This is a genomic window from Rhodococcus sp. ARC_M5 (assembly GCF_022810405.1).
Classification (GTDB): domain Bacteria; phylum Actinomycetota; class Actinomycetes; order Mycobacteriales; family Mycobacteriaceae; genus Rhodococcoides; species Rhodococcoides navarretei.
In genome coordinates, this window is sequence record NZ_JALGQE010000016.1 from 1 (window position 1) to 21,592 (window position 21,592).

Here is a 21,592-nt window from a genome sequence, read left to right on the forward strand (position 1 = left end):
ACCACAACGCACGCTCGGAAATGCTCCGCAAAGCCGTCACCGGGACCCGCCAACCGCTACAGTGATCACCGCTACCGGGTGAGCACTTTCACTGAGCGAGGTTGAGCATTTTCGCTGAGCGCCGTCAGGGGTACGTCCGGCTGTACCAATGCGGAGACCATGAACGCCAGGACGAGTGGCCTGTCCTCTGGCGCGATGCTAATGAGCGCCCACAGGCTGTCAAGGTTGCCATCTGTGGTCGGCGGAGAGTATTGGCCGGTCAAGGCTGTCCTACGGAACAGCACCGGCACATTTTCGCGAGTCAGTGACCACTCGCCTGCCTGGATAACGATGACCGACTCGTCGATATCACCCAGGTCGATGTAAACCGCGTCGTTGTATTCAGCAGTCCGAAGGTACGCGTTCACCACGGGCCCGTCAGTTGCGATGCCTTCGAGGGTTGCTACAGCGTCTGTGAGTGCTGACGACGAGGCGATCTTGCTTTCGCGTCGATAAAATTCACGTGCCAGCTCGGCCCGCAGACCGCCCCTGCCGCCTTTGATCGGCCGAATAACATGGCCGGCGGGACCACGTGCGAAAGCCAACCCCTCCGGTGTGCAGCCAAACGTGTAGCGATCGAGCGCAATTCGCATAAGAACTGTCGCCGTCGAACTTGAACGAACCACACCGCGGGACGCGGCGACTGTTTCGCCTGAGTCCCCAGCCGCAGCCGCAGGATGGACAGCAGGCTCAGGCCATTCCGAGTAGACGAAGATCGAACCCAATTGCTGATCTTGGGTCGTCCTTTGTGCCGCGTCGTCAGCGGTGCCCTGCTTATTCGGAGCCAAGACGATCACCACCGTGGTAAGAGCGTTGCCGAGTACGACGCCAGACGTTGGCGGGCGCTAGGGGCGAACTTGGCCGTCTCGCTGGACCGTATCCTGCGCGCACGATCAGACCACGATGGCGGGCCTCTCCGATCAATCGAGCAGATTCATAGCTGTGATCGGGATGAGGAAGATCTCCCGCAATTTCAGCAAGGACAAAGCACCGGTTTCTTGGCAGCCTTTGTATGAGCGCAAGTCCGGCAAGGATGTAGGGCGAGAGTTCTCGCCTATGCTTGTTCATGGTGACCTTCCTGTCGGTAGGGAACCGGGCCCCCGCGTGGTCTCGCTGCTCGAACAGCAAGGCGGGGGCATTTCCGGTTTAGGGGTACTGAGCAGCTAATAGGACCTCAACCACTCAGTTCCTAACTGTGCTGATCCGTGCGGCAAAAGCGGTTGCGCTCGACCCAGCCGTTAACGTCCTCCCAGCGATACATGACTTTTCGATTCCCAGCTCTTACGAAGTCGGGACCGTTTCCTCGGTGTCTCATCTGCGCCATGCCCGCGACAGTGGTGCCGATGAAGTCAGCAACCTCACGCGGCGTAGCAAGTCTTGAACCTATGTCCATTTCGTCTCCTCATGCTTCGTCATTCGACGATGCTTGATACTGCGCTTCTAGTCATGAGTTGTCAACCTACGTCGAACGACGTAGCCTGCTGTTATGAGCAGTAAACAGTCTGCGCTCTCGCGGCTAATCGGCCTAAACGCCAAAGGGTTTCGCCTGTCAGCAGGTGTGACTCTCGACGAATTTGCGCTGTCGGCACGGCGGGTAGGGCTCCCTTGGACGGAGTCTCGGGTCGCCGATTTCGAGTCTGGTCGAGCCTCCCCCTCAGTACCCACACTCATCGCGGTTTGCCTAGCGCTGTCTGAGGCGGGTTGCCACGACGTGACCGTAGCGGCTCTGTTGTCGACGACCGAGAGTGTCGATATCAACGACTCCTTGACTGTCAGCGGGACTGAACTAGCAGGCTGGTTCTCCGGCAAGTCGATTGAGCGATTTCCAGAAGCCTCCCTACAGATACGGCGTGACCTAACGATCCCCGTCAAGAAGGAAGGCACGGTTCGAGCGGTACGAGTCAAGCGAGAGGCGACAATGCGGGAGTTATCTACCGCAGCCGCCATCTTGGCCGTATCAGGAAGCGCCGAAGAGCGCGTCCGCAAACGTCTTGGGCTTTCCAAGCGCGGTCTCGCGGAGCTATGCGCGGTTACGTGGGGACGGAGCTTTGCCGCCGAACGCGATGCGCGCGCTGGAGAGGGCGCAAACGCGCAATTACGCGGGAGCATCGCGCGCCAACTTCGGGCAGAACTACAAGAAGCCATCGATCGTGGCGACTGTAAGTAGCTACGACACTGCGCATGGGACGAGGTATCGCGTTCGTTACCGCACGCCAGATCGCAAGCAGACCGACAAGCGCGGCTTTAAGACCAAACGCGACGCCCGGGCGTTCGCCGCGACGGTAGAAGTTGAAAAGATGCGAGGCGAGTACGTGCCTCACAGATTGGGCATCGTTTCAGTGGAGGAAATCAGCGCGGGCTGGCTCTCTCGCAAACAGGTAGATGTCAAACCGTCCACGTTCAAGTCACTTGACACAGCTTGGCGCGTACACGTGCAACCTCGTTGGGGGACAACGCGGCTAAATGAGATCGACCTGGACGCGGTGGAGCGCTGGATTGCCGACCTGACCCGCTCGGGCAAAGGCGCAACGGTGGTTATACGGGCTTACGGAGTCCTCGCAGGGATTCTCGACTCGGCCGTCAAGGCCAAGCGACTCGCAAAGAATCCCGCTCGCGGAGTGGAAAATCTGCCACGAAAGACCAGGAAGTCCCACGTCTACCTCGACCACGTACAGGTGGACCAACTTGCGGCCGCCGCCGGCAGACATAGGGTGCTGGTCCTGTTGCTGTCGTACTGCGGTTTGCGGTGGGGCGAAGCAATCGGACTGCGCGTTCAACATCTCGATCTACTACGCAGGCGTTTGAACGTTGTCGAGAACGCCGTCCAGGTGGACAACCAGATCCACGTCGGTACGCCCAAATCTCACAAGACACGGTCGGTTCCCGTTCCACGATTCCTGATCATCGAGTTGGCGCGAGTCTGCGAGGGAAAGTGCCGCGGCGACCTCTTGTTCCCCGGTCGCGACGGTGACTACCTCCGGCGGTCTGTGTCGTCTACAGGCTGGTTCACACGGGCTGTTTACAAGTCCGGGGTTCCTCGGCTCACCCCTCACGACTTGCGGCACACTGCCGCAAGCCTTGCTATCAGTGCGGGAGTGAACGTCAAGGCGCTTCAGCGAATGCTCGGCCATGCGTCCGCTGCGATGACGCTTGATGTTTACGCCGATCTGTTCGACGACGACCTCGACGCAGTCGCGGAGGCGCTCGATCTGGCGGTATCAGCGCTACTGCACAGCAAGGCCTGAGTAGACCGCAACCCCTGCGGTCCCGATCCGAATCGACTAGCCGTACGAATGGACCCGCTGTCTGGTTTGTTGCGACACACCGGCCCACTAGCAGGAGATATTCCGGTTTTGTGCAAGAATATGAGGACGCAACCGGAAGCGAGACACCGTATGACTCAGCCCGTACCTCTGCAGCCGCCAACCGTCATCGGGCCGGATGAAGCAATCAGCTATCTCGAAAGAATGGACATAAGCCTCACCGACATCACGGAGGCCATCGAAGCGGGAGAGGTCGCAGCCGGGAACGTCACAAACTACTACCCCGTGACAGCTGCAGGGCTCAGTCGGTGGATGACGGTCGTCGCTCTCCTTCGAGAACGCCTCGCCGACGGTGGTAAGTGGTCGCCGCAGAACCCCCAGAACCGACCCATCTCGAAACACACGAACAAGCAGTACACGTTGTCGACAGTGGGCGGAGATGACGTCACGGGTATTGCCGACCATCCTCGCGGCCCAAATGCCGCGCGGAGGAAGGGGCGTTCAACTGCCGAGGCTGTAAACGGGACCGCGTCGTTGATCACCGTTCAGGCTCTGCGGGGCGATACCGGAGCCTTGGACTCGTCTGCACCGCCGAGCGGCAACTGGTTCCTGATCTATCACCGCGCAGAGGGGTCCATCAGGCGCGAGATCTCACTACCGTTAGGCTTCGACGAGTCACTTGGCCAGTTCACAGGATGGCGTGTGCGCGTTATCCTTCCGAGCTGGGAACCGCAGAACATCCCAGGCAAGAAGCCGCTCGACGTAGGAGGTCAGGATGTCGACTTCCGAGTGGTCGAGGCCGGATAGTTCCTATCTCGATCCGGATCGGATCCGTATCGCTCGTGCGCGACGCGGACTCACAAAGACCGAGTTGGCGAGAAAACTCGGCCTCACGCCACGCACGATCACTAAGTACGAATCTGGGAGCGCTCCTGCCTCAGCCGCAGCGTCAATAGCTGAATCGCTAGATTTTCCGGTTGAGTACTTCGGCCGGGGAGGCGCACCCAGCTTAGAGTCGTCTGAGGTCAGGTTTCGTGCTGCTCGGCGTGCGACCGCACGCGAGCGCGAGGCAGCCGTTTCGGCCGGCATCTCTGGTGTCGAGATAGACAGATGGATTTCTTCTCGTTTTGTCCTGCCCGAAGTCGACCTACCGTCCTTCGCGGGAGAGGATCCGCGAATGGCTGCGCGCCTCCTGCGGGGTATGTGGGGATTGGGTACGAAGCCTCTGCCAAACCTGGTCCAGTTGTGTGAGTCACGCGGCGTGAGGGTCTATAGCCTGCCCCCCTTCGCCGACGCAGTGGACGCGTACTCGGTCTGGCGCGGTACTTATCCGTACGTATTCCTCGCTAGACGCAAGACACCAGAAAGAATCCGGTTTGACCTGGCACACGAACTCGGACATCTTGTGCTGCACAGCGCCGAATCAGAGGAGACGACCGCCCAGGAACGCGAGGCCGACGCTTTCGCATCTGAGTTCTTGATGCCGGCCGCGAGCATCCTTGAATACCTACGGCAGAACCCTTCCGTTGACGATGTCATCGAGACTCGCAGTCAGTTCAAGGTGTCGGCGATGGCACTTGCGTTCGCAGCTCACAGAGCAGGCCGAATGTCCGAGTGGGCCTACCGCCACTGCTGCATCGAACTGTCTCAGCGCGGGTTCCGCAAGGATGAGCCCGGCGGAATGCCGACCTACGAGATCTCGCGCGTCTTCACGCAGATACTCGATCGCTATAGGTCGAGCAGCATCACGGCGCGAACAATCGCCAACGATCTCCACCTGCCCATCAGCGACGTTCACGCCCTGACCTTCGGCGTGGAACTCCGGACAGCCCAGGAGACAGAGGTACTGAGCGATTCCGAGCGTGAAGTTCCGACCGAACGGCACCTACGCGTCGTCTAGTTACTGCTGTGCGCCGTCGAGGCGGGTTGATCGATTCCCCGGTTCGTCCATGCTTTGTTGCAGATCGGTGCGCAATTCCCGCTGAGTCTGTCGCATTAGCCGGAGACCCGGCAGGCTGGCCGGTCGCTGGTTCCTGACTCGCTTTACTGGGGCGCTTGTGGGCAAGGTGTGGGCAACCCGGGCGTTGTTAGCCACCATAACCACAAAGAAAAAGCCCTGACCTGCACCGTTCGGTGAGATCAGGGCCTTGCTAGGTGGCGGAAGCGGAGGGATTTGAACCCCCGGACGCTTTTACACGTCTCTCGCTTTCAAGGCGAGTGCATTGGGCCGCTCTGCCACGCTTCCGTGTGCGATCTTAAACGGCCCGGCGGCCCGAGACCCAATCGCCCCTCATAGCCCGCCCCTCATCGTAGCGGTGTCGAGCCGGAGGCGTCCATCGCGGCGTCGACCTTCTCGAAGATGTCACCCAGCACCTCGAGTTCGTGGGGCGAGAGGATGTCCAGGAGGTGCCGACGTACGCCGCGGACGTGGGTGGGTGCCGCCTCCGCAAGTCGCCGACGGCCTTCCTCGGTGATCACCGCGAGCACGCCCCTGCCGTCGTTGACGCAGGTGCTGCGAGTCACCATGTCCTGCAGTTCCATGCGCCTGATCTGATGCGTCAGGCGACTTCTCGAGGACAGGACACCGTCGGCCAGCTCGCTCATTCTGATGGAGCCGTCGTCCGATTCCGACAGCATCACCAGAATGCGGTATTCCGCCATCGACAGATCGTGGCCGTCGTGCAGCTCCCTGTTCAACACCCCCATCAATCGTTGCCCGCCGTCCATGTAGGCGCGCCATGCTGTCATTTCCGCAGTATCGAGCCACTGCGGGTCCCCCCCGGGACCAATGGCTGGTTCGGCCGTCACGCGTGTCATCTTAGGCAGGAAATCTACCCACGAGTAGGTTGCCGTGGTTCGGGGCCCTGTTCGGCACCGCGCCTTAGGGTCGAGGTATGACAGACCCCAACATCGACCCGCCGTACGTTGCCGCTGCCGACAGGTACGAGTCCATGCTTTTTCGGCAAGTGGGCTCCCGCGGGCCGAAGCTGCCGGCGATCTCGTTGGGGCTGTGGCACAACTTCGGTGACGACGTACCGCTGATGAACCAGCGCGCGATCCTGCGTCGCGCATTCGATCTCGGGATCACGCACTTCGACCTGGCCAACAACTACGGCCCGCCGTACGGCAGTGCGGAGAAGAACTTCGGCCGCATCTTCTCGGAGGACTTCGCCGGATACCGCGACGAGCTGATCATCTCGAGCAAGGCAGGCTGGGACATGTGGCCCGGCCCGTACGGTTTCGGCGGTTCCCGCAAGTACCTGCTGTCCTCGCTCGACCAATCGTTGACGCGCATGCGACTCGACCACGTGGACATCTTCTACAGCCACCGCCCCGACCACGACACCCCCATCGAAGAGACTGCAGGCGCTCTGATCAGCGCGGTTCAGCAGGGCAAGGCCCTGTACGCGGGCATCAGCTCCTACAAACCCGAGGGGACTCAGAAGATGGCGGACCTGCTCGCCGACGCGGGTGTTCCCCTCCTGATCCACCAGCCCAGCTACTCGATGGTCAATCGCTGGATCGAGCCCGAACTACTCGGCACCCTCGACGCAGTGGGCGCGGGCGTCATCGCGTTCTCACCTCTGGCCCAGGGCATGCTCACCGACAGGTACCTCGACGGTATTCCTGCGGATTCACGAGCAGCACAGGGTAAGTCGTTGAACCCGGACTGGCTCACCGACGACCACATCGGACACCTTCGGGCGTTGAACGACATAGCCTCGACCCGCGGCCAATCCCTTGCCCAACTCGCCCTGAGCTGGGCCCTGCGCGACCCGCGGGTGACCTCGGTACTGATCGGCGCATCGAGCGTCGAACAGCTGGAGAACAACGTGGCGGCGCTGGACAATCTCGACTTCACCGACGCCGAGCTCACGCAGATCGACCAGCACGCCGAGGACTTCGGAATCAACCTCTGGGACCTGTAGGAGTGCCTGCGGTAGTGGTGCGACTCTGCCTGCGGGTCGTTCCGCAGGCTCCACTCCCGGGTGCTCCAGAGGGCACTTAACCGCACCACTGCGCCGGAGGCGCACTATGGAGACATGCGTGCCATCACACTGAAAGAGTTCGGCGATCCCGACGTCATGGAATGGACAGAGGTTCCCGACCCTCGTCCCAGCCGCGGGCAGGTGATCGTCGACGTCTCGGCCACCGCCGTCAACCGCGCCGATCTGATGCAGCGTCAGGGCAACTACCCACCGCCCCCGGGTGCGAGCGAGATTCTCGGACTCGAATGCTCGGGCATCATCTCCGAACTCGGCGAGGGGGTCAGCGGCTGGAACGTCGGCGACAGGGTCTGCGCCCTGTTGGCCGGCGGTGGTTACGCCGAGCAGGTCGCCGTGCCCGCCACCCAGCTGTTCCCCATCCCTCGTGGTCTCGATCTGCATGTGGCAGCGGCACTTCCGGAGGTGGCGTCCACAGTGTGGTCCAACCTGGTGATGGACGCGCACATGCGTTCGGGACAGGTCTTGCTCATTCACGGCGGCGGTAGCGGAATCGGAACGCACGCAATCCAATTGGCCAAGCAGATGGGCGTGACCGTTGCCGTCACGGCCGGATCGAAGTACAAGCTCGACATGTGCGCAGACCTGGGTGCCGACATCCTGATCGACTACAAGAACCAGGACTTCGTCGCCGAGATCCGTTCGCAGACCGAGGATCACGGCGCAGACCTGATTCTGGACAACATGGGTGCGAAGTACCTCGATCGAAACCTCGACGCCCTGGCCATGGACGGCACCATCGTGACCATCGGCATGCAGGGTGGTGTGAAAGGCGAGCTGAACTTTGGCAAACTCCTCGCCAAGCGCGGATCGGTGCACGCCGCCGGGTTGCGTGGCCGCCCCGAAACCGGCCCGTCGAGCAAGGCGAACATCGTCGCAGACATGACCGCACACCTGTGGCCGATGATCTCCGAGGGACGCGTCACCGCCGTGGTGCACGCCGAGATCCCGATAACCGAAGCAGCACAGGGACATCGAATGCTCGATGAGGCCGAGACGATCGGGAAAGTGATCCTGCGAATCCAGTAGCCCGACCCGCTGATGTGAGCGGAACTTCGTAGTGGGCTACGAAGTTCCGCTCACGTGCGGCGCAGCCGCTCTCAGAGGGCGAGTGCAGTGAGCGCTTTGACGAGCTGATCGATCTCGTATCGGGTGGTGTACGGAGCCAGACCGATGGTGACGGCACCACCCTCGTCGTTGACGCCCAACGCGTCGAGCAGCCGACTGCCGCCGTGGACTCCGCTGACACTGCCGATTCTTGCCTGCGCGAGTTGCTCGGACACCTTCACCGCGGGCATTCCCTCGACCGTGAAACTGACGGTGGGAACACGGGTGGGTGCGTTGCCCAGCACCATGACGTGATCCAAGGAGTTCAGGGCCTTCATCAGGTAGTCGAATAGACCGTCGTGGTAGTACTGCAACGATCCGATCGACAGCTCGAGCCGCTCACGACGCGTTCCCGTCGCAGCGTCGTCGAGATTGGCCAGGTAATCGATGGACGCCACCACACCGGCCAACAACGCGTACTGGTGCGCGCTGACCTCTAACCGCTCCGGCCCCTTGGCCGACGGGTTCAGCGACATCGACGGCAACTGTTCCAACAGCGTCGGATCACGGAAGATCAGCGCGCCGACCGACGGCCCGCCCCACGCGGCCGCGTCGATCGCGACGATGTCGGCCCCGAGTTCCTTGATGTCGACGTGGGCGTACGGGGCGGCTCCGGCGGCGTCGACGACGATCAGCCCACCGACCTCGTGCACCAGATCAGCCGCGACTCGAACGTCGGGCGCACTACCGACGATCGGCGACGCCGCAGTGACCGCGACGAGCCGAGTGGTGGAGGTGATGAGGTCGTCGAACTGCCACGTGGGCAACTCACACGTATCGATTTCGACTTCGGCCCACTTCACGTGCGCACCGGTTCGGCTGGCCACTCGCAGCCACGGGGCCACGTTCGCTTCCTCGTCCAGACGCGAGAGCACCAGCCCGGTCCCCAGACCGAGCCGCGAGCTCATCGAATCCGCGAGCCACGACAGCAACGTCGCGCGGTCCGGTCCGATGACGACCCCGGACGGATAGGCCCCGACGAGATCTGCGATTGCGGCGCGAGCGGATTCGAGCAGAGCGGCACTCCGCTTGGCCGCGATATTGCCGGCCGAATGATTGGACGCACTGTGCCGGAAAGCCGTCGAGACGGCCGTCGACACGCGGTCCGGAATCAACATTCCCAGCTGAGGGTCGAGATGAATCCACCCGTCGCCGAGGGAGGGAATGGACCCTCTGACCCGTGCGACGTCGTACCCCATGCCGGACACTCTAAGCGCCGACCGGTAAAGCATGTGTTCCACGTCCTGTTTCGCCAGGGAACGGTTGCCCACTTCGCACGCTCGATCCCTCCCTGCTTCCACTGTTCCCGACGACCGAACCAGGATAATCGCCCCGGACGATCGCGCAACGACGAGCGACGCGTAAAGATGGGTACATGACCCAATCCGAGTCGAACAGTGCCCCCGGGGACCACGTCGTTGTGATCGGCCCCAACGGAGAGCCGCTTGCTTTGAGCCGCGAGGAGGCCACGGCCGCAGCTGCGCGCGCCGCCGGATCGTCTGCGAACGGAGATTCGGACGACGGATCGGGCCTGTCGGAGATGGTCGAGCAGCCTGCGAAGGTGATGCGCATCGGCACGATGATCAAGCAACTGCTCGAGGAAGTGCGCGCGGCACCGCTCGACGACGCCAGCCGCACCCGTCTCAAGGAAATCCACAAGTCGTCGATCCACGAACTCGAACAGGGACTCGCGCCGGAACTCCGCGACGAGCTCGAGCGTCTGGTGCTTCCTTTCGGCGACGATGTCGTCCCCACCGATGCGGAACTGCGCATCGCCCAGGCTCAGCTCGTCGGCTGGCTCGAGGGACTGTTCCACGGCATTCAGACGGCCCTGTTCGCACAGCAGATGGCCGCCCGTGCCCAACTCGAGCAGATGCGTCAGGGCGCCCTGCCTCCCGGCGTGATGGGCGCACCAGGTGGCACCGGTCACGGTGGCAGCGGTACCGGCCAGTACCTGTGACGCGCTCGGAGTGAGCCGAGAAGACGATTGCAGGTAGTGTCGACCGTCGTGTCGGCACCAGCGAAGGATCCCGAGAGCGAGGCAGGAGATCAGATGCCTGCTCCGGTTTCGGACTCACAGACTTATCGGCGCGCGTTCGGCGACCTGAGAACCGGTTTCAATCAGCGCGAACTGTGGCTGCACCTCGGGTGGCAGGACATCAAGCAGCGGTATCGCCGGTCGGTGATCGGCCCGTTCTGGATCACCATCGCCACGGGCGTGCAGGCCATCGCCATGGGGTTGCTGTATTCGGTCCTGCTCAACATCGATCTGCGCGAGTTCCTGCCGCACGTCACGGTCGGCCTGATCGTGTGGGGCCTGATCAGTGCCGCGATCCTCGAAGGCGGAGACGTCTTCGTCGCGAACGAGGGGCTGATCAAGCAACTGCCGAGCGCGCTCAGCGTGCACATCTATCGGCTGGTGTGGCGTCAACTGCTGTTGTTCGGGCACAACATGCTGATCTACGTGATCATCATCGCGATCTTCTGGCCCGAGGGTGGGCTGCACTGGACCGTGGTCTTCGCGATCCCCGCGTTGGTGCTGATCCTGCTCAACGCCGTGTGGGTGTCCATTCTGTTCGGCATCATCGCCACCCGTTACCGCGACATCGCTCCCATTCTCGGCAGCTTCGTCACGCTGATGTTCTTCATGACGCCGATCGTGTGGACCACCTCGGGCCTGCAGCAGATGGGCGGCGAGGCCGCGAATCGCGCCAAGCTCGTCGAGATCAACCCGCTCTTCCATTACCTCGACATCATCCGGGCCCCCCTGATCGGCGAGGATCAGCAGGCGTACCACTGGTACATCGTGCTCGGATTCACCGTCGTCGGCTGGGCGCTGGCCATTCTCGCTCTCAAGAAGTACCGGGCCCGCGTGCCCTACTGGGTTTAGGGGTCAGCAGTTGTCCATCAGCATCAGTACCCATGACGCATGCGTCGACTTCCCCATCTTCGACGCCAAGACGCGGTCACTGAAGAAGGCGTTCCTCGGCAAGGCCGGTGGCGCGATCGACCGCAACTCCTCCGACGTCGTCGTCGTCGAGGCCCTCAAGAACATCACGATGAATCTGAAGGACGGCGACCGCGTCGGACTCGTCGGACACAACGGTGCAGGCAAGTCGACCCTGCTGCGGCTGCTCTCCGGCATCTACGAGCCGACCCGAGGCAGCGCGACCATCCGCGGCCGCGTCGCGCCGGTGTTCGATCTGGGCGTCGGCATGGACCCCGAGATCTCCGGCTACGAGAACATCATCATCCGCGGCCTGTTCCTGGGGCAGACCCGCAAGCAGATGCTCGCGAAGATGGACGAGATCGCGGACTTCACCGAACTCGGCGACTACCTCGACATGCCGCTGCGCACGTACTCGACGGGCATGCGCGTGCGCGTCGCGATGGGCGTCGTCACCAGCATCGACCCGGAGATCCTGCTGCTCGACGAGGGCATCGGAGCCGTCGACGCCGAGTTCATGAAGAAGGCTCGGCATCGCCTGCAGGAGTTGGTGAAGCGCTCGGGAATCCTGGTGTTCGCCAGCCACTCCAACGAATTCCTGGCTCAGCTGTGCGATACCGCGATGTGGATCGATCACGGCCAGATTCGGCAGCAGGGCGGCATCGAGGACGTGGTGCGCGCGTACGACGGTGACGACGCGGGAGACCACGTCGCGCAGATCCTGAAGGAGATCGAGCGGGACGACCGGCAGTGAGTGGAGCCTGCGGAACGAATAGGGGATCGAGAACGTGAGCGACAAGATCGTCGGGGTCATCGTCACGCACAAGCGGCGTGAGTTGTTGGCGCTGTCGTTGGACGTGATCGGTGCGCAGACGCGTCCGCTCGATCATCTGGTCGTCGTCGACAATGCCGACGAGTCCGCCGTGCGTGAATTGGTCGAGTCGATCGGCCTGCCGACGACGTACCTCGGCTCGCAGCACAACCTGGGCGGCGCAGGCGGATTCGCGCTCGGCATTCTGTATGCGCTCTCACTCGGTGCCGATTGGGTCTTTCTCGCCGACGACGACGGCCGACCCGAGGGCCCGAAGGTGCTCGAGACCCTGTACGACTGTGCCCTCACCCACGGACTCGACGAGGTCTCCCCCGTCGTCTGCGACATCGAGGATCCGGACCGGTTGGCGTTCCCGCTGCGCCGCGGCGTCGAATGGCGTCGACTGCGATCGGAATTGATCGACCCGGCGAACCCGGACGACGATCTTCTCGAAGGCATCGCATCGCTGTTCAACGGCGCTCTGTTCAAGGCGTCGACGATCGACGCGGTCGGCGTGCCCGATCTCCGTCTGTTCGTGCGCGGTGACGAAGTGGAAGTACATCGTCGACTGCAGCGTTCGGGGCTGAAGTTCGGCACGTGCCTCACTGCCGCCTACGTCCACCCCAACGGGGCCGAGGAGTTCAAGCCGATCCTCGGTGGCCGGATGCACACGCAGTACCCCGAGGACGCGACCAAGCGCTACTTCACCTACCGCAATCGCGGCTACCTGATGTCGCAGCCGGGCATGCGAAAGCTGCTGCCGCAGGAGTGGATTCGGTTCACCTGGTTCTTCCTGATCACCACTCGGAACCCGAAGGGTCTGGCCGAGTGGTTCCGGTTGCGCGGGCTGGGGCGTCGGGAACACTTTCGTAGGCCCTGACGCTGCCGCCAAGGGGTGCGCGCACCCACGTGATACCGCTACCGTGTGCCCATGACGGAACCTCGGAAGCTCGCTGATCGCATCAAGTCGTCGGCACGGGAGAAGCTTCAACGAGCGATCGGCGAGGTTCTGGCTCAGCAGACCGCACAGCTGGCCGAGCAGACCAGCGATCAGCAGGCGACATTGCTCGACGTTCTCGAACGTCAACGGCGTGAGATCGAGGATTTACGCGGCTTTGTGCGCGGGCTGGAGCTACGCATGCGCCGCGACCTCTATTTCGCTTCCGAGGTCGAGGCCGCCGCCCAAAGTGCCGAGTTCGCCGAAGAAATGATGTCGACTGCTCCCACCTTTCCGTTGCCCCACGCGACGTTGAGATTTGCGCTCGGCGAGGTGTCCATCCGCGGTATGGCACTCGAATTCGGTGTGGCCAGCGGCACGACGCTCGAGATCATCGCCGAAGAATTGGCGTCGCGTAAAGACATCACCGTAGTCGCCGGATTCGACGTGTTCTCCGGTCTACCCGAGACCTGGCGAACCGGCTTTCCGAAAGGACTGTTCGAGCAGGAGAGCATTCCCGAAGTGCCGGGCGCGCAGATTGTTCCCGGGTTGTTCGAGGACTCACTTCCGGGATTTCTGAAGGGCCACCACGAGAAATTGGCGTTCCTGCACCTCGACGCAGACCTGTACTCCTCGACGGTCACGGTGCTGGACCTGGTGGCCGATCGACTGGCCGTGGGCACCGTCATCGTGTTCGACGAGTACTTCAACTTCCCCGGCTGGCGCAACCACGAGTACCGGGCGTGGACGGAATTCGTGGCACGTACCGGAACCGAATTCGACTACCTGGGATACACGGTCGACAACGAACAGGTCGTCGTACGGATTCGTAAGGCACCAGTGCGTCGATCTCCGCGGTCCTCGTAGCCTCACCGCTGACGGGAGCGCCCAAATGTAGTATCGATGCGTCGGGTCGCAGGGACCTGCACGAGCGACAATATTCGATGGAGCGTTGATGACAGAGACAGCACCGGACATTGCACGCGACAGTGCACATGTGGAGGCGCGTCTGGTCGGACACGACCCGCAGGCCCGATTGGTCGCTCAACGTGGCCTGTTCGGTGGCCCGTCCACCCTCATTCGAGATGATCTGTACTTGCACGTGGGCTCCGGCAGAGCTCATCGGTCCAGGTTCGAGGTATCGATAGAGCCCAACGCCAAAGCCGACACCAATACGTATTTCGGGCGATTTCCGGCGAGTTACTGGCAACGATGGACCGCCGTCACCGAGGTTCAGGTGACATTCACGTACAACGGCTCCGGACGAGTGTCTCTGGTGGCTTCCGATGCGGACGGACGCAGCCGGACGGTCGCTGCGATCGACATCGAGGGCGCAGGGACCGCCGAACTGTCAGGTGCACTCGATCGCTTTGTCGATGGTGGGGCGTTGTGGCTTCGTTTCGACACCGACCGGTTTGCCCTGACGGTTTCTCAATTGACGTGGAATGTGCCGTCGCCCAACAAAATTCGTCCTGCTGCTGTGGTGGTGTGCACCTTCAATCGGGCAGACGAGTGCGCTGACACCGTAGCGTCGCTCGGGAACGACAGTCAGGTCATCGAGGGGCTCGACGCCGTGTACGTCGTGGATCAGGGTACCGACCTCGTCGAGAAGCGCGAGAAGTTCAAAGCCACGGCAGAGCGACTCGGGGACAAGCTCGTCTACATTCGCCAACCCAACCTCGGGGGTGCGGGCGGCTTCACCCGAGGCATGTACGAGGTGACCGACGTTGTCGGCGCGGAACACGCCAATGTCGTTCTGATGGACGACGATATCTTGTGCGAGCCCGAGACAGTCTTGCGCACAAACGCTTTCGCCAACATGACCGTAGAGCCGGCAATTGTCGGAGCGCAGATGCTCGGGTTGTTCCACCCCGACTGCGTTCTTGTCGGTGCTGAACATGCGGATCTGAACGGTCCCAAAGTAGGAATTCCGTCCAGCAATGCGTTGGTCAATGCCAGCGTTGTGAAGAAGAAGCAGGAAATCCGTGTAGACGCCGGATACAACGGTTGGTGGACATGCCTGATTCCTTCCGAGATCATCTCCCGAATCGGCTATCCCCTACCGCTCTTCTTTCAATGGGATGACGTCGAATACGGACTTCGCGCGTCTCGAAATGGTTTCGCCACAGTGACTCTTCCCGGGGCCGGCGTATGGCACGCCGACTTCTCCTGGAAGGACTGGGACGAGTGGCATCGGTATTTCAACATCCGAAACGGCCTTCTGACTGCTGCACTGCACAGTGAATTCGACGGAAAAATACTGTTTCGCAGCTTGTCCCGCGATCTACTGAAGTTTTTGGTCGGAATGCAATACGGACTGGCGTTCACACAGATCAAAGCCATCGAAGACTTCATGGAGGGTCCCGCCGCATTCGCCGACGGTGGCGTCGAGGCAGCCAGCATGATCAGGCGCGAACGCGCTTCCTACGCCGAGACCGTGCGTCACTCCGCTGCACACGCACCGGACCTCCAGAGCGCCGACTACCAGATAGCCAGCGCAGCGCCGTGGCCGAGCATGGAGGGCCTCGTCCTCGCCAAACGCCTGCTGCAGCAGCTGCGCGGACGCGTCAACCCGCATCCCGTGGCTATCGCGAGTCGGGACGCGCACTGGTGGCACGTCTCGCTCTTCGGTCATGCCGTCGTGACCGACGCCTCTCAGGAAGGCGTTCGCGTTCGACGGCACAACGCCGAACTGATGAAGCAACTGCTCGTCCGGGGTCTCCGTGCGCAATGGAAGTTGCGGTCCCAGGCTCCACGAATACGTGACAGCTACCGCAGTGAGTTCGAGTCCATGACGGACCGGTCCAACTGGGCAAGGCTGTTCGGCAAGTAGTCGACGTCTACCCCGCTTCCCACGCCTGTTCCAGCAGCACGCGAGCGGCATCGGCAGGGTGCGTGTACGGCCACCAGTGGCCCGCATCGACTCGGACGACGCGCAGCTGTGGGATCCATCGATCGAGACCGTCGGTCAGGTTCGTCGACAGCATGCGGTCGTGGGTCGGTACGACCACTGTGGTCGGCACGTCGCATCGAGGGTCGGGTCCGCGGAGCACACGCCGCAACACGTTCGCCCGGTACAGACCGATGCCGCGCTGTTGGTCGGCCACCGTCGGAGTCGGCTCACCCTCGACATTCAGTCGCGCCAACAAATCCGGCACGCGGCTGCGCAGAACGGGAACATGAAACCCGAAGACGTACCAGGACCGGGCCAACTGCCCGACCAGCGATGGCCATCGATGCGGCCGCACCAACCGCGCCCGCGCCACCTGCCGCAGGTGATCCAGACTGGGTCCGGACACCGATGTGTACGACGCGAAGGCGGTGGTTGCCCGAGGCGAGGCCATCGCCTCCCACAGCTGGACCGACCCCCAGTCGTGGGCGAAGACGTGCACCTTCCCGGTGAGCTCAGGAATCGACTCGACCACCGCGAAGACGTCTCGCGCCAGCTGCTCGATGGACACGTCCGCGGCGGGCTCGAGCGCGGACGCCCCACTGCCCCGCGTGTCGTAGGCGATTATTCGAACCGCGTCGCCGAGTTCGGCGATCAGCGGATCGAACACGTGACGGTTGTCGGGATAGCCGTGCACCAGCAGCACGGTCGAGCGCGCAGCCGGGTTCCCGTATTCGAAGACAGGAAGCTCGGCACCCGATATGCGCACCGTCCAGTGGGTCATCCGACGTCGCTCAGAGCGTGCAGAGTGCCTCCGCGCAGCAGGTGAGCAATCATCTTCAACCGCATGGCCTCCTGCTCGGGTTGCGGATGCACCACAGCTGCCAATGCCTCGCCGTCGAGCAGGTGGACCACGGTGAAGATCACTGTCTCGAGCTGTCGTGGATCGATCACACCGGCCACCGGTAGCGTGCGAGCAAGTTCGGCGATCTGCTCGTGATAACGAACAGTGAAGGGCTGCAGCCTCTCTCGCAGCTCGCTGTCGCTGCGCGCGGCAGTCAGGAGCTCGTACCAGGCACCGTTGATCGGGGCGCGGCACGCAGCTCTGAGCAATTCGAGGCAATGTTCGATGGACGCGCTACCGAAACCGGACAGCCCATGACGGAACTCCACGAACTGGCGTCGCCGAACCTCGTCCGCCGCGGCGACGATCAGATCGAGCCTGGTGTCGAAATGCCGGAACATGGCACCCGACGACACCCCTGCACGGCCGACGATCTCACTGACACTGGTTGCGGCATATCCCTTCTCGCACAACGACACGATCGTCGCGTCGAGCAACTTTCCGATGGTCTCGGTCCGACGCTGTTGTTGACTCGGGCTCACACACGCTCCCGGCGACGAGGAGCCGTTGGGGTGCCTGCCCGCAGGAAGCTACCTGCCCGCTCCGACACCCCGAACCAGGGCGCAAAGGTGCCGCCGGAGAACACTACTCGGCCCGCGATCAGAGTGGCGGTGACAGCGCGGTCGTTGCGATTGACCATTCGGCTCAGGCCACCGAACTCCGGCATGATCTCCTCGCGGTAGGCCAGGACATCCTCGTCCAGGCCCTCGGGATCGATCACGACGATGTCGGCTCGATCCCCCACCCGCACATGACCGGCATCGACACCGTAGAAGTCGGCCAACTCGCCGCTGAGCTTGTGCACGGCCTTCTCGACCGTCATGAACGGCTTACGATCGCGCTGCGCGTCGTGCACGCGGTGCAACAACCGGATGCCGAAGTTGTAGAACGCCATGTTGCGCAGATGAGCGCCGGCGTCGGAGAATCCCACGGTCACCCCGGGCTGGTTGATCAGCTTGTCCATCTGCCGCTTGCGATGATTGGCAACAGTGGTGTGCCAGCGTAGCTTTCGGCCGTGCTCGACCACCAGATCGAGGAATGCGTCGACCACGTGCACACCGCGCTCGGCCGCGACCTCCGCGACGTTCTTGCCGACGACCGACGCGTCGGGGCACTCGGTGATCTCGGCGTCGGCGAAGTCCCGATGCCAGACGCGCGAGCTGAACTTCTTCTCGAAATCGGCACGGAACCAGCGGCGGTAGGCCTCGTCCGAGAGCAACTCGTTGCGGCCCAACTCTTCTCGCAGATGCAGCGCGGCGCGGCCCGAACCGAACTCCTCGAACACCACCAGATCGATGCCGTCGGAGTAGACGTCGAACGTGGTGGGTAGGTGCTGCCAGCGGAACTGACCCTTGCCCGGTCCGTTGACGATGCGAGCGAGCGGGCCGAAGACGCGATGGATCCAGGGCGACGCCTTCGCGTCCGCCGCGGCCAGCAGCGAGATCTTGAGCGGAGTGCGCCCGATCCCGGTGGCCGAGGCGAGGAAGAACAGCATGTCGTATTTGGTGTTCAGGTTCGGGATGCTCTGCAACAACCGACCGCGTCGACGCAGAATCTTGTGCAGAGAACGGAATTCGCTCCAGTGCGCGTACGAGGATGGCAAGGAACGAGACCGGTATCGATCGCCGTCCAACTTGTCCCACGGGTTCGTCATGGTCGACATTCCGAGCAGCCCGGCGTCGAGCGCCTTCTCGAGCGCGTCGGACATGGCATGCCATTCCTCGCGGGTGGGCTTCTGACTGCGATCGGTCGAGCGGTCCAGGCCCATCACGTGTGCGCGTAGATCCGAATGACCAACCAAAGCAGCAATATTGGGGCCGAGGGGCAGGCGCTCGAGTGCTGCGATGTACTCGTCGGGGCTCGTCCACGTCTTGTGCGTATCGACGGCCTTGAGCACATGATCGCGCGGCAGCGCCTCGACCCGACTGAACAGATCCGCGATGTCGACCGGAGTGGAGTAGAGCGTCGACAACGAACAGTTGCCCAGGAGAACCGTCGTGACCCCGTGCCGGACGGACTCTTCGAGCCCCGGCCCGACGAGCACCTCCGCGTCGTAATGGGTGTGCACGTCCACGAAGCCCGGCGTGACCCACTTGCCGGTGGCGTCGACCACCTCGGTCGCCGGGCCCGCCTCGAGCGGAGTGGAGGACACGGCCCGCACGACGCCGTCGACGATGCCCACATCGGCACGCACTCCTGGACCGCCGGATCCGTCGTAGACGGTGCCGCCGGTGATGACGACGTCGAACGAAATATTCGGGTTCATGTGACCTCCGTCATAGGATGACGAAACTCTAACTTAGAGAGTGATCACTCGCAATAGCCGTGGGTCTTCCGACACCTCGGAGTTGCGCGGCTCGACGTTTCGGCTCGAGAGCAGGGCGAGAGATACAGTCGAGTGTCTTTGCCCGAACTCACGGAGTTGACCTTGCCCGCCACGGATACACAGATCGCGCCCGCTGCCCTGCAAGACAGCAGGGGAGAGCGCCTCGCGTGGGGAGCAGCGGTCGCTGCAGTCGTCATCCTCGGTTATCTCCTGGTGCTCAGCGTCGATCCCCGCTTCTTCTACATCGACGACACCGAATCGGGTGCTGTACCCAACTGGCTCCAGCTCGGGCGCATCATGCGCGACGGGCACTTCCCCTCGCTCGTGCTCGATCAGTGGATGGCGGGCAACTACCCGGTCGAAGGGCAGGGTGGGCTGTGGAACCCCGTCCAAATGGCGATCAACTACATCTCGCCGTCGATCGACAACCTGGTACTACTCGCGACGGCCGTCAAACTCGGATTCTCGATCCTGCTGGCCTGGGGCGTCTACCGCGTCGCCCTCGTCTACGGGGCACGTGCCCACTGGGCCGCGGTGGCGGGCGCGAGCGCACCGTTCGTCGGCTTCACGCTGTTCTTCGAGAACACGTCCTGGGTGACCGCTCTGATGGGCACGGCGTGGATCATGAACGCGTGGGCGAGCTCGGTGTCCTACGCCCGCGGCCGGTCCGGCCCGATCGTGCCGTTCGCCTTCCTCTACCTCGCCATCAGCGTGGGATACGTCCACGCCGCGGTGATGGCCGGAGTGATGATCGGATCCGTCGCCATCGGCGAACGACTGTTCCAGCGGCTGTGGCGTCCGGCACTGAAGGTGTGCGCGGTCGGCATCGCTGCCGCGGCCTGCGGGGCCGTCACCTTCCTGCCCGGGGTGCTGACGTCCGCGGTCACCTGGCGTAGCGGCGACGAGGGCACTTTCAACGACAACTTCCTGACGGCACCGTGGTCGGAATCGCTCACCGCGAGCATCCCGACCGCCGTGACGAGCATCGAATCCTGGGCGGGCGAGACCACCGAATCACCGGTCACGTACATCGCCTGGTTCGTGGTGCCCGCGCTGGCGTTCATCGCATGGCGTCGGGTGCCCACCGCTCTGCGTGAGCTGGCAGCCCCGCTGATCATGCTGGCGTTCGCCTTGATCTTCACCGCAGGCCCCAGCGACATCGGACCGATCCGCTGGCCCGCCCGCATTCTGCCGTTCGTCGCCCTCATCGCGCTGATTCTCGTGGTCACTCTCATCAGCCGGTACGGAACTCTCGACCGATTGCGGCCACGGCTGCTCGCGGCCGGCCTGCTGACGCTGGTGCTGCTGCTGCGCGCCGGTTCGTCGGGCCCGGAGTTCTTCGGTCGCCACGTCCTCGCTGCGCTGGTGATCCTGCTCGTCGGCGCGCTCGCTCTGCTGTTGGCCCACCGATTCTCCACCCGCGCCACCGCGGCACTGCTGCTCGTGACGATCGCGCCCGTCGCGATGTACCAGGTGGCCACCTACGAACCGCCGTTCGCCAAGTGGTGGCTGCCGGCGTCACAGTCCGAGGCCAAGGCCGAATTCCCGCAGTGGCAGGGCGCGACTCTGCAACTCGGCAGCCGTGCGCTCACCGAGACCGAAGCCGACGGACCCGACGACCCTCGGTTGCCGTGGGATTCCCAGGTGTACGGCAACTCCGCCAAGATCATGGGCCTGGACTACGCCAACGCCTACACTCCCGTCGGCTATCTCGACTTCGCCAACCTGCTGTGCTTCGAGCACGAGGGATCGACCTGCAAGGACGCCTTCCGGCGCGTGTTCGAGATCGAGCCGTACACCGGCAAGACCTACGCCGACCTGATGCAACTCGATCGAATCGTGCTGCAGAAGAACCAGTATCCGCTCGCCAACTCCCGCCCCGCACCCGCAGGCTGGATGTGGGTGACAGCTCCCACGCCCGCGTCCGCGCGACAGATCTACGTCCTCGAACGCGTCGACGGGTTGATTCCCGCCACGTCGGGACGCGTCGTCGCGACTGTCGACGCAACGGCCGAACCCCGATCCTCCGACCCGGACTCCGAGCACGTCGACGTCAGCGCACCGAACGGCGGCAGCGTCGTGTTCTCGCGTCTGGCCTGGCCCGGTTACACCGCAACCCTGAACGGTGAAGAGCTGCAGACGAAGGGGTTGGCCGACATCTTCCTCTACGTCGACCTGCCGCCCGGTACCGAGAACGCAGATCTGCACATCACCTTCCGGCCGCCGGGCGAACGTCTCGGACTGGCCGCGATGGCGGGCGGGGTGATGCTGCTGGCCGGTTTGGTGGTGCTCGATGTGCGACGACGCAGAAATTCGAGTTATCTGGAGTTCGGCGCAGGGACGTCGAACAGATAGGCTCAGACC

Annotated in this window: 18 protein-coding genes and 1 tRNA gene; 12 read left to right on the forward strand and 7 right to left on the reverse strand. The window is 63.0% G+C overall.

Annotated features, from left to right (window positions below; translation table 11 throughout):
* Nucleotides 1–71: 71 nt before the first annotated feature.
* On the reverse strand, nucleotides 72–839 hold the full coding sequence (locus MTX34_RS20380) for a hypothetical protein (protein ID WP_243610597.1): 768 nt from the start codon (nucleotides 837–839) through the stop codon (nucleotides 72–74).
* Between the two features lie 1,350 nt (nucleotides 840–2,189).
* On the opposite strand from MTX34_RS20380, the gene MTX34_RS20390 reads away from it, so the two are divergent.
* The 3 genes from MTX34_RS20390 (at nucleotide 2,190) to MTX34_RS20400 (ending at nucleotide 5,202) form a co-directional block, all read left to right on the forward strand.
* Entirely contained in the window at nucleotides 2,190–3,284 is a 1,095-nt protein-coding gene (locus tag MTX34_RS20390) for a tyrosine-type recombinase/integrase (protein WP_243610649.1), read from the forward strand.
* 150 nt (nucleotides 3,285–3,434) lie between these two features.
* On the forward strand, nucleotides 3,435–4,109 hold the full coding sequence (locus MTX34_RS20395) for a hypothetical protein (RefSeq protein ID WP_243610599.1): 675 nt from the start codon (nucleotides 3,435–3,437) through the stop codon (nucleotides 4,107–4,109).
* Entirely contained in the window at nucleotides 4,078–5,202 is a 1,125-nt protein-coding gene (locus MTX34_RS20400) for an XRE family transcriptional regulator (RefSeq protein ID WP_279393544.1), read from the forward strand. Before MTX34_RS20395 ends, MTX34_RS20400 begins: the two co-directional genes overlap by 32 nt.
* A 255-nt stretch (nucleotides 5,203–5,457) precedes the next feature.
* Here MTX34_RS20400 and MTX34_RS20410 read toward each other — a convergent pair.
* Both MTX34_RS20410 and MTX34_RS20415 read right to left on the reverse strand, forming a co-directional pair.
* Nucleotides 5,458–5,547 (reverse strand) — tRNA-Ser (locus MTX34_RS20410).
* 59 nt (nucleotides 5,548–5,606) lie between these two features.
* Nucleotides 5,607–6,119 (reverse strand): MarR family winged helix-turn-helix transcriptional regulator, encoded by a 513-nt coding sequence (locus MTX34_RS20415; RefSeq protein ID WP_374640133.1) that lies wholly within the window; start codon nucleotides 6,117–6,119, stop codon nucleotides 5,607–5,609.
* A gap of 77 nt (nucleotides 6,120–6,196) precedes the next feature.
* On the opposite strand from MTX34_RS20415, the gene mgrA reads away from it, so the two are divergent.
* Nucleotides 6,197–7,231 carry an L-glyceraldehyde 3-phosphate reductase gene (gene mgrA / locus MTX34_RS20420; RefSeq protein WP_243610601.1) on the forward strand — a complete coding sequence of 345 codons (1,035 nt, stop codon included), beginning with the start codon at nucleotides 6,197–6,199 and terminating at the stop codon, nucleotides 7,229–7,231.
* 114 nt (nucleotides 7,232–7,345) lie between these two features.
* The gene (locus MTX34_RS20425) at nucleotides 7,346–8,335 is read left to right on the forward strand and encodes an NAD(P)H-quinone oxidoreductase (RefSeq protein WP_243610602.1); all 990 of its coding nucleotides are present in this window, start codon (nucleotides 7,346–7,348) and stop codon (nucleotides 8,333–8,335) included.
* 71 nt (nucleotides 8,336–8,406) lie between these two features.
* Here the strand turns inward: MTX34_RS20425 and MTX34_RS20430 are convergent, their stop codons facing one another.
* Nucleotides 8,407–9,612: a cysteine desulfurase-like protein gene (locus MTX34_RS20430; RefSeq protein ID WP_243610603.1), complete on the reverse strand. Its 1,206-nt coding sequence runs from the start codon at nucleotides 9,610–9,612 to the stop codon at nucleotides 8,407–8,409.
* Nucleotides 9,613–9,788: 176 nt separating this feature from the next.
* Between MTX34_RS20430 and MTX34_RS20435 the strand changes: the two genes are divergently transcribed.
* The 6 genes from MTX34_RS20435 to MTX34_RS20460 all read left to right on the forward strand — a co-directional run bounded on the left by MTX34_RS20435 (nucleotide 9,789) and on the right by MTX34_RS20460 (nucleotide 15,941).
* Nucleotides 9,789–10,373 carry a bacterial proteasome activator family protein gene (locus MTX34_RS20435; RefSeq protein WP_243610604.1) on the forward strand — a complete coding sequence of 195 codons (585 nt, stop codon included), beginning with the start codon at nucleotides 9,789–9,791 and terminating at the stop codon, nucleotides 10,371–10,373.
* Between the two features lie 93 nt (nucleotides 10,374–10,466).
* On the forward strand, nucleotides 10,467–11,303 hold the full coding sequence (locus tag MTX34_RS20440) for an ABC transporter permease (RefSeq protein ID WP_243610650.1): 837 nt from the start codon (nucleotides 10,467–10,469) through the stop codon (nucleotides 11,301–11,303).
* Nucleotides 11,304–11,313: 10 nt separating this feature from the next.
* Complete coding sequence (locus tag MTX34_RS20445; RefSeq protein ID WP_243595919.1) at nucleotides 11,314–12,114, forward strand: ABC transporter ATP-binding protein; 801 nt, start codon at nucleotides 11,314–11,316, stop codon at nucleotides 12,112–12,114.
* 34 nt (nucleotides 12,115–12,148) lie between these two features.
* Nucleotides 12,149–13,051 carry a glycosyltransferase gene (locus MTX34_RS20450; protein WP_243595918.1) on the forward strand — a complete coding sequence of 301 codons (903 nt, stop codon included), beginning with the start codon at nucleotides 12,149–12,151 and terminating at the stop codon, nucleotides 13,049–13,051.
* Between the two features lie 51 nt (nucleotides 13,052–13,102).
* Entirely contained in the window at nucleotides 13,103–13,975 is an 873-nt protein-coding gene (locus tag MTX34_RS20455) for a TylF/MycF family methyltransferase (RefSeq protein WP_243610605.1), read from the forward strand.
* An 88-nt stretch (nucleotides 13,976–14,063) separates the two neighbouring features.
* A complete protein-coding gene (locus MTX34_RS20460) occupies nucleotides 14,064–15,941 on the forward strand; it encodes a glycosyltransferase (protein WP_243610606.1) in 1,878 nt (625 codons plus the stop codon).
* Between the two features lie 7 nt (nucleotides 15,942–15,948).
* Here the strand turns inward: MTX34_RS20460 and MTX34_RS20465 are convergent, their stop codons facing one another.
* The 3 genes from MTX34_RS20465 to MTX34_RS20475 are packed head-to-tail and all read right to left on the reverse strand — an operon-like array spanning nucleotide 15,949 to nucleotide 19,168.
* On the reverse strand, nucleotides 15,949–16,782 hold the full coding sequence (locus MTX34_RS20465) for an alpha/beta fold hydrolase (protein WP_243610607.1): 834 nt from the start codon (nucleotides 16,780–16,782) through the stop codon (nucleotides 15,949–15,951).
* Nucleotides 16,779–17,384, reverse strand: a complete 606-nt coding sequence (locus MTX34_RS20470; protein ID WP_243610608.1) for a TetR/AcrR family transcriptional regulator — start codon at nucleotides 17,382–17,384, stop codon at nucleotides 16,779–16,781. Before MTX34_RS20470 ends, MTX34_RS20465 begins: the two co-directional genes overlap by 4 nt.
* Nucleotides 17,381–19,168 carry an amidohydrolase family protein gene (locus MTX34_RS20475; protein WP_243610609.1) on the reverse strand — a complete coding sequence of 596 codons (1,788 nt, stop codon included), beginning with the start codon at nucleotides 19,166–19,168 and terminating at the stop codon, nucleotides 17,381–17,383. Before MTX34_RS20475 ends, MTX34_RS20470 begins: the two co-directional genes overlap by 4 nt.
* A 132-nt stretch (nucleotides 19,169–19,300) precedes the next feature.
* Between MTX34_RS20475 and MTX34_RS20480 the strand changes: the two genes are divergently transcribed.
* Nucleotides 19,301–21,583 carry a hypothetical protein gene (locus MTX34_RS20480; protein WP_243610610.1) on the forward strand — a complete coding sequence of 761 codons (2,283 nt, stop codon included), beginning with the start codon at nucleotides 19,301–19,303 and terminating at the stop codon, nucleotides 21,581–21,583.
* Nucleotides 21,584–21,592: the final 9 nt, after the last annotated feature.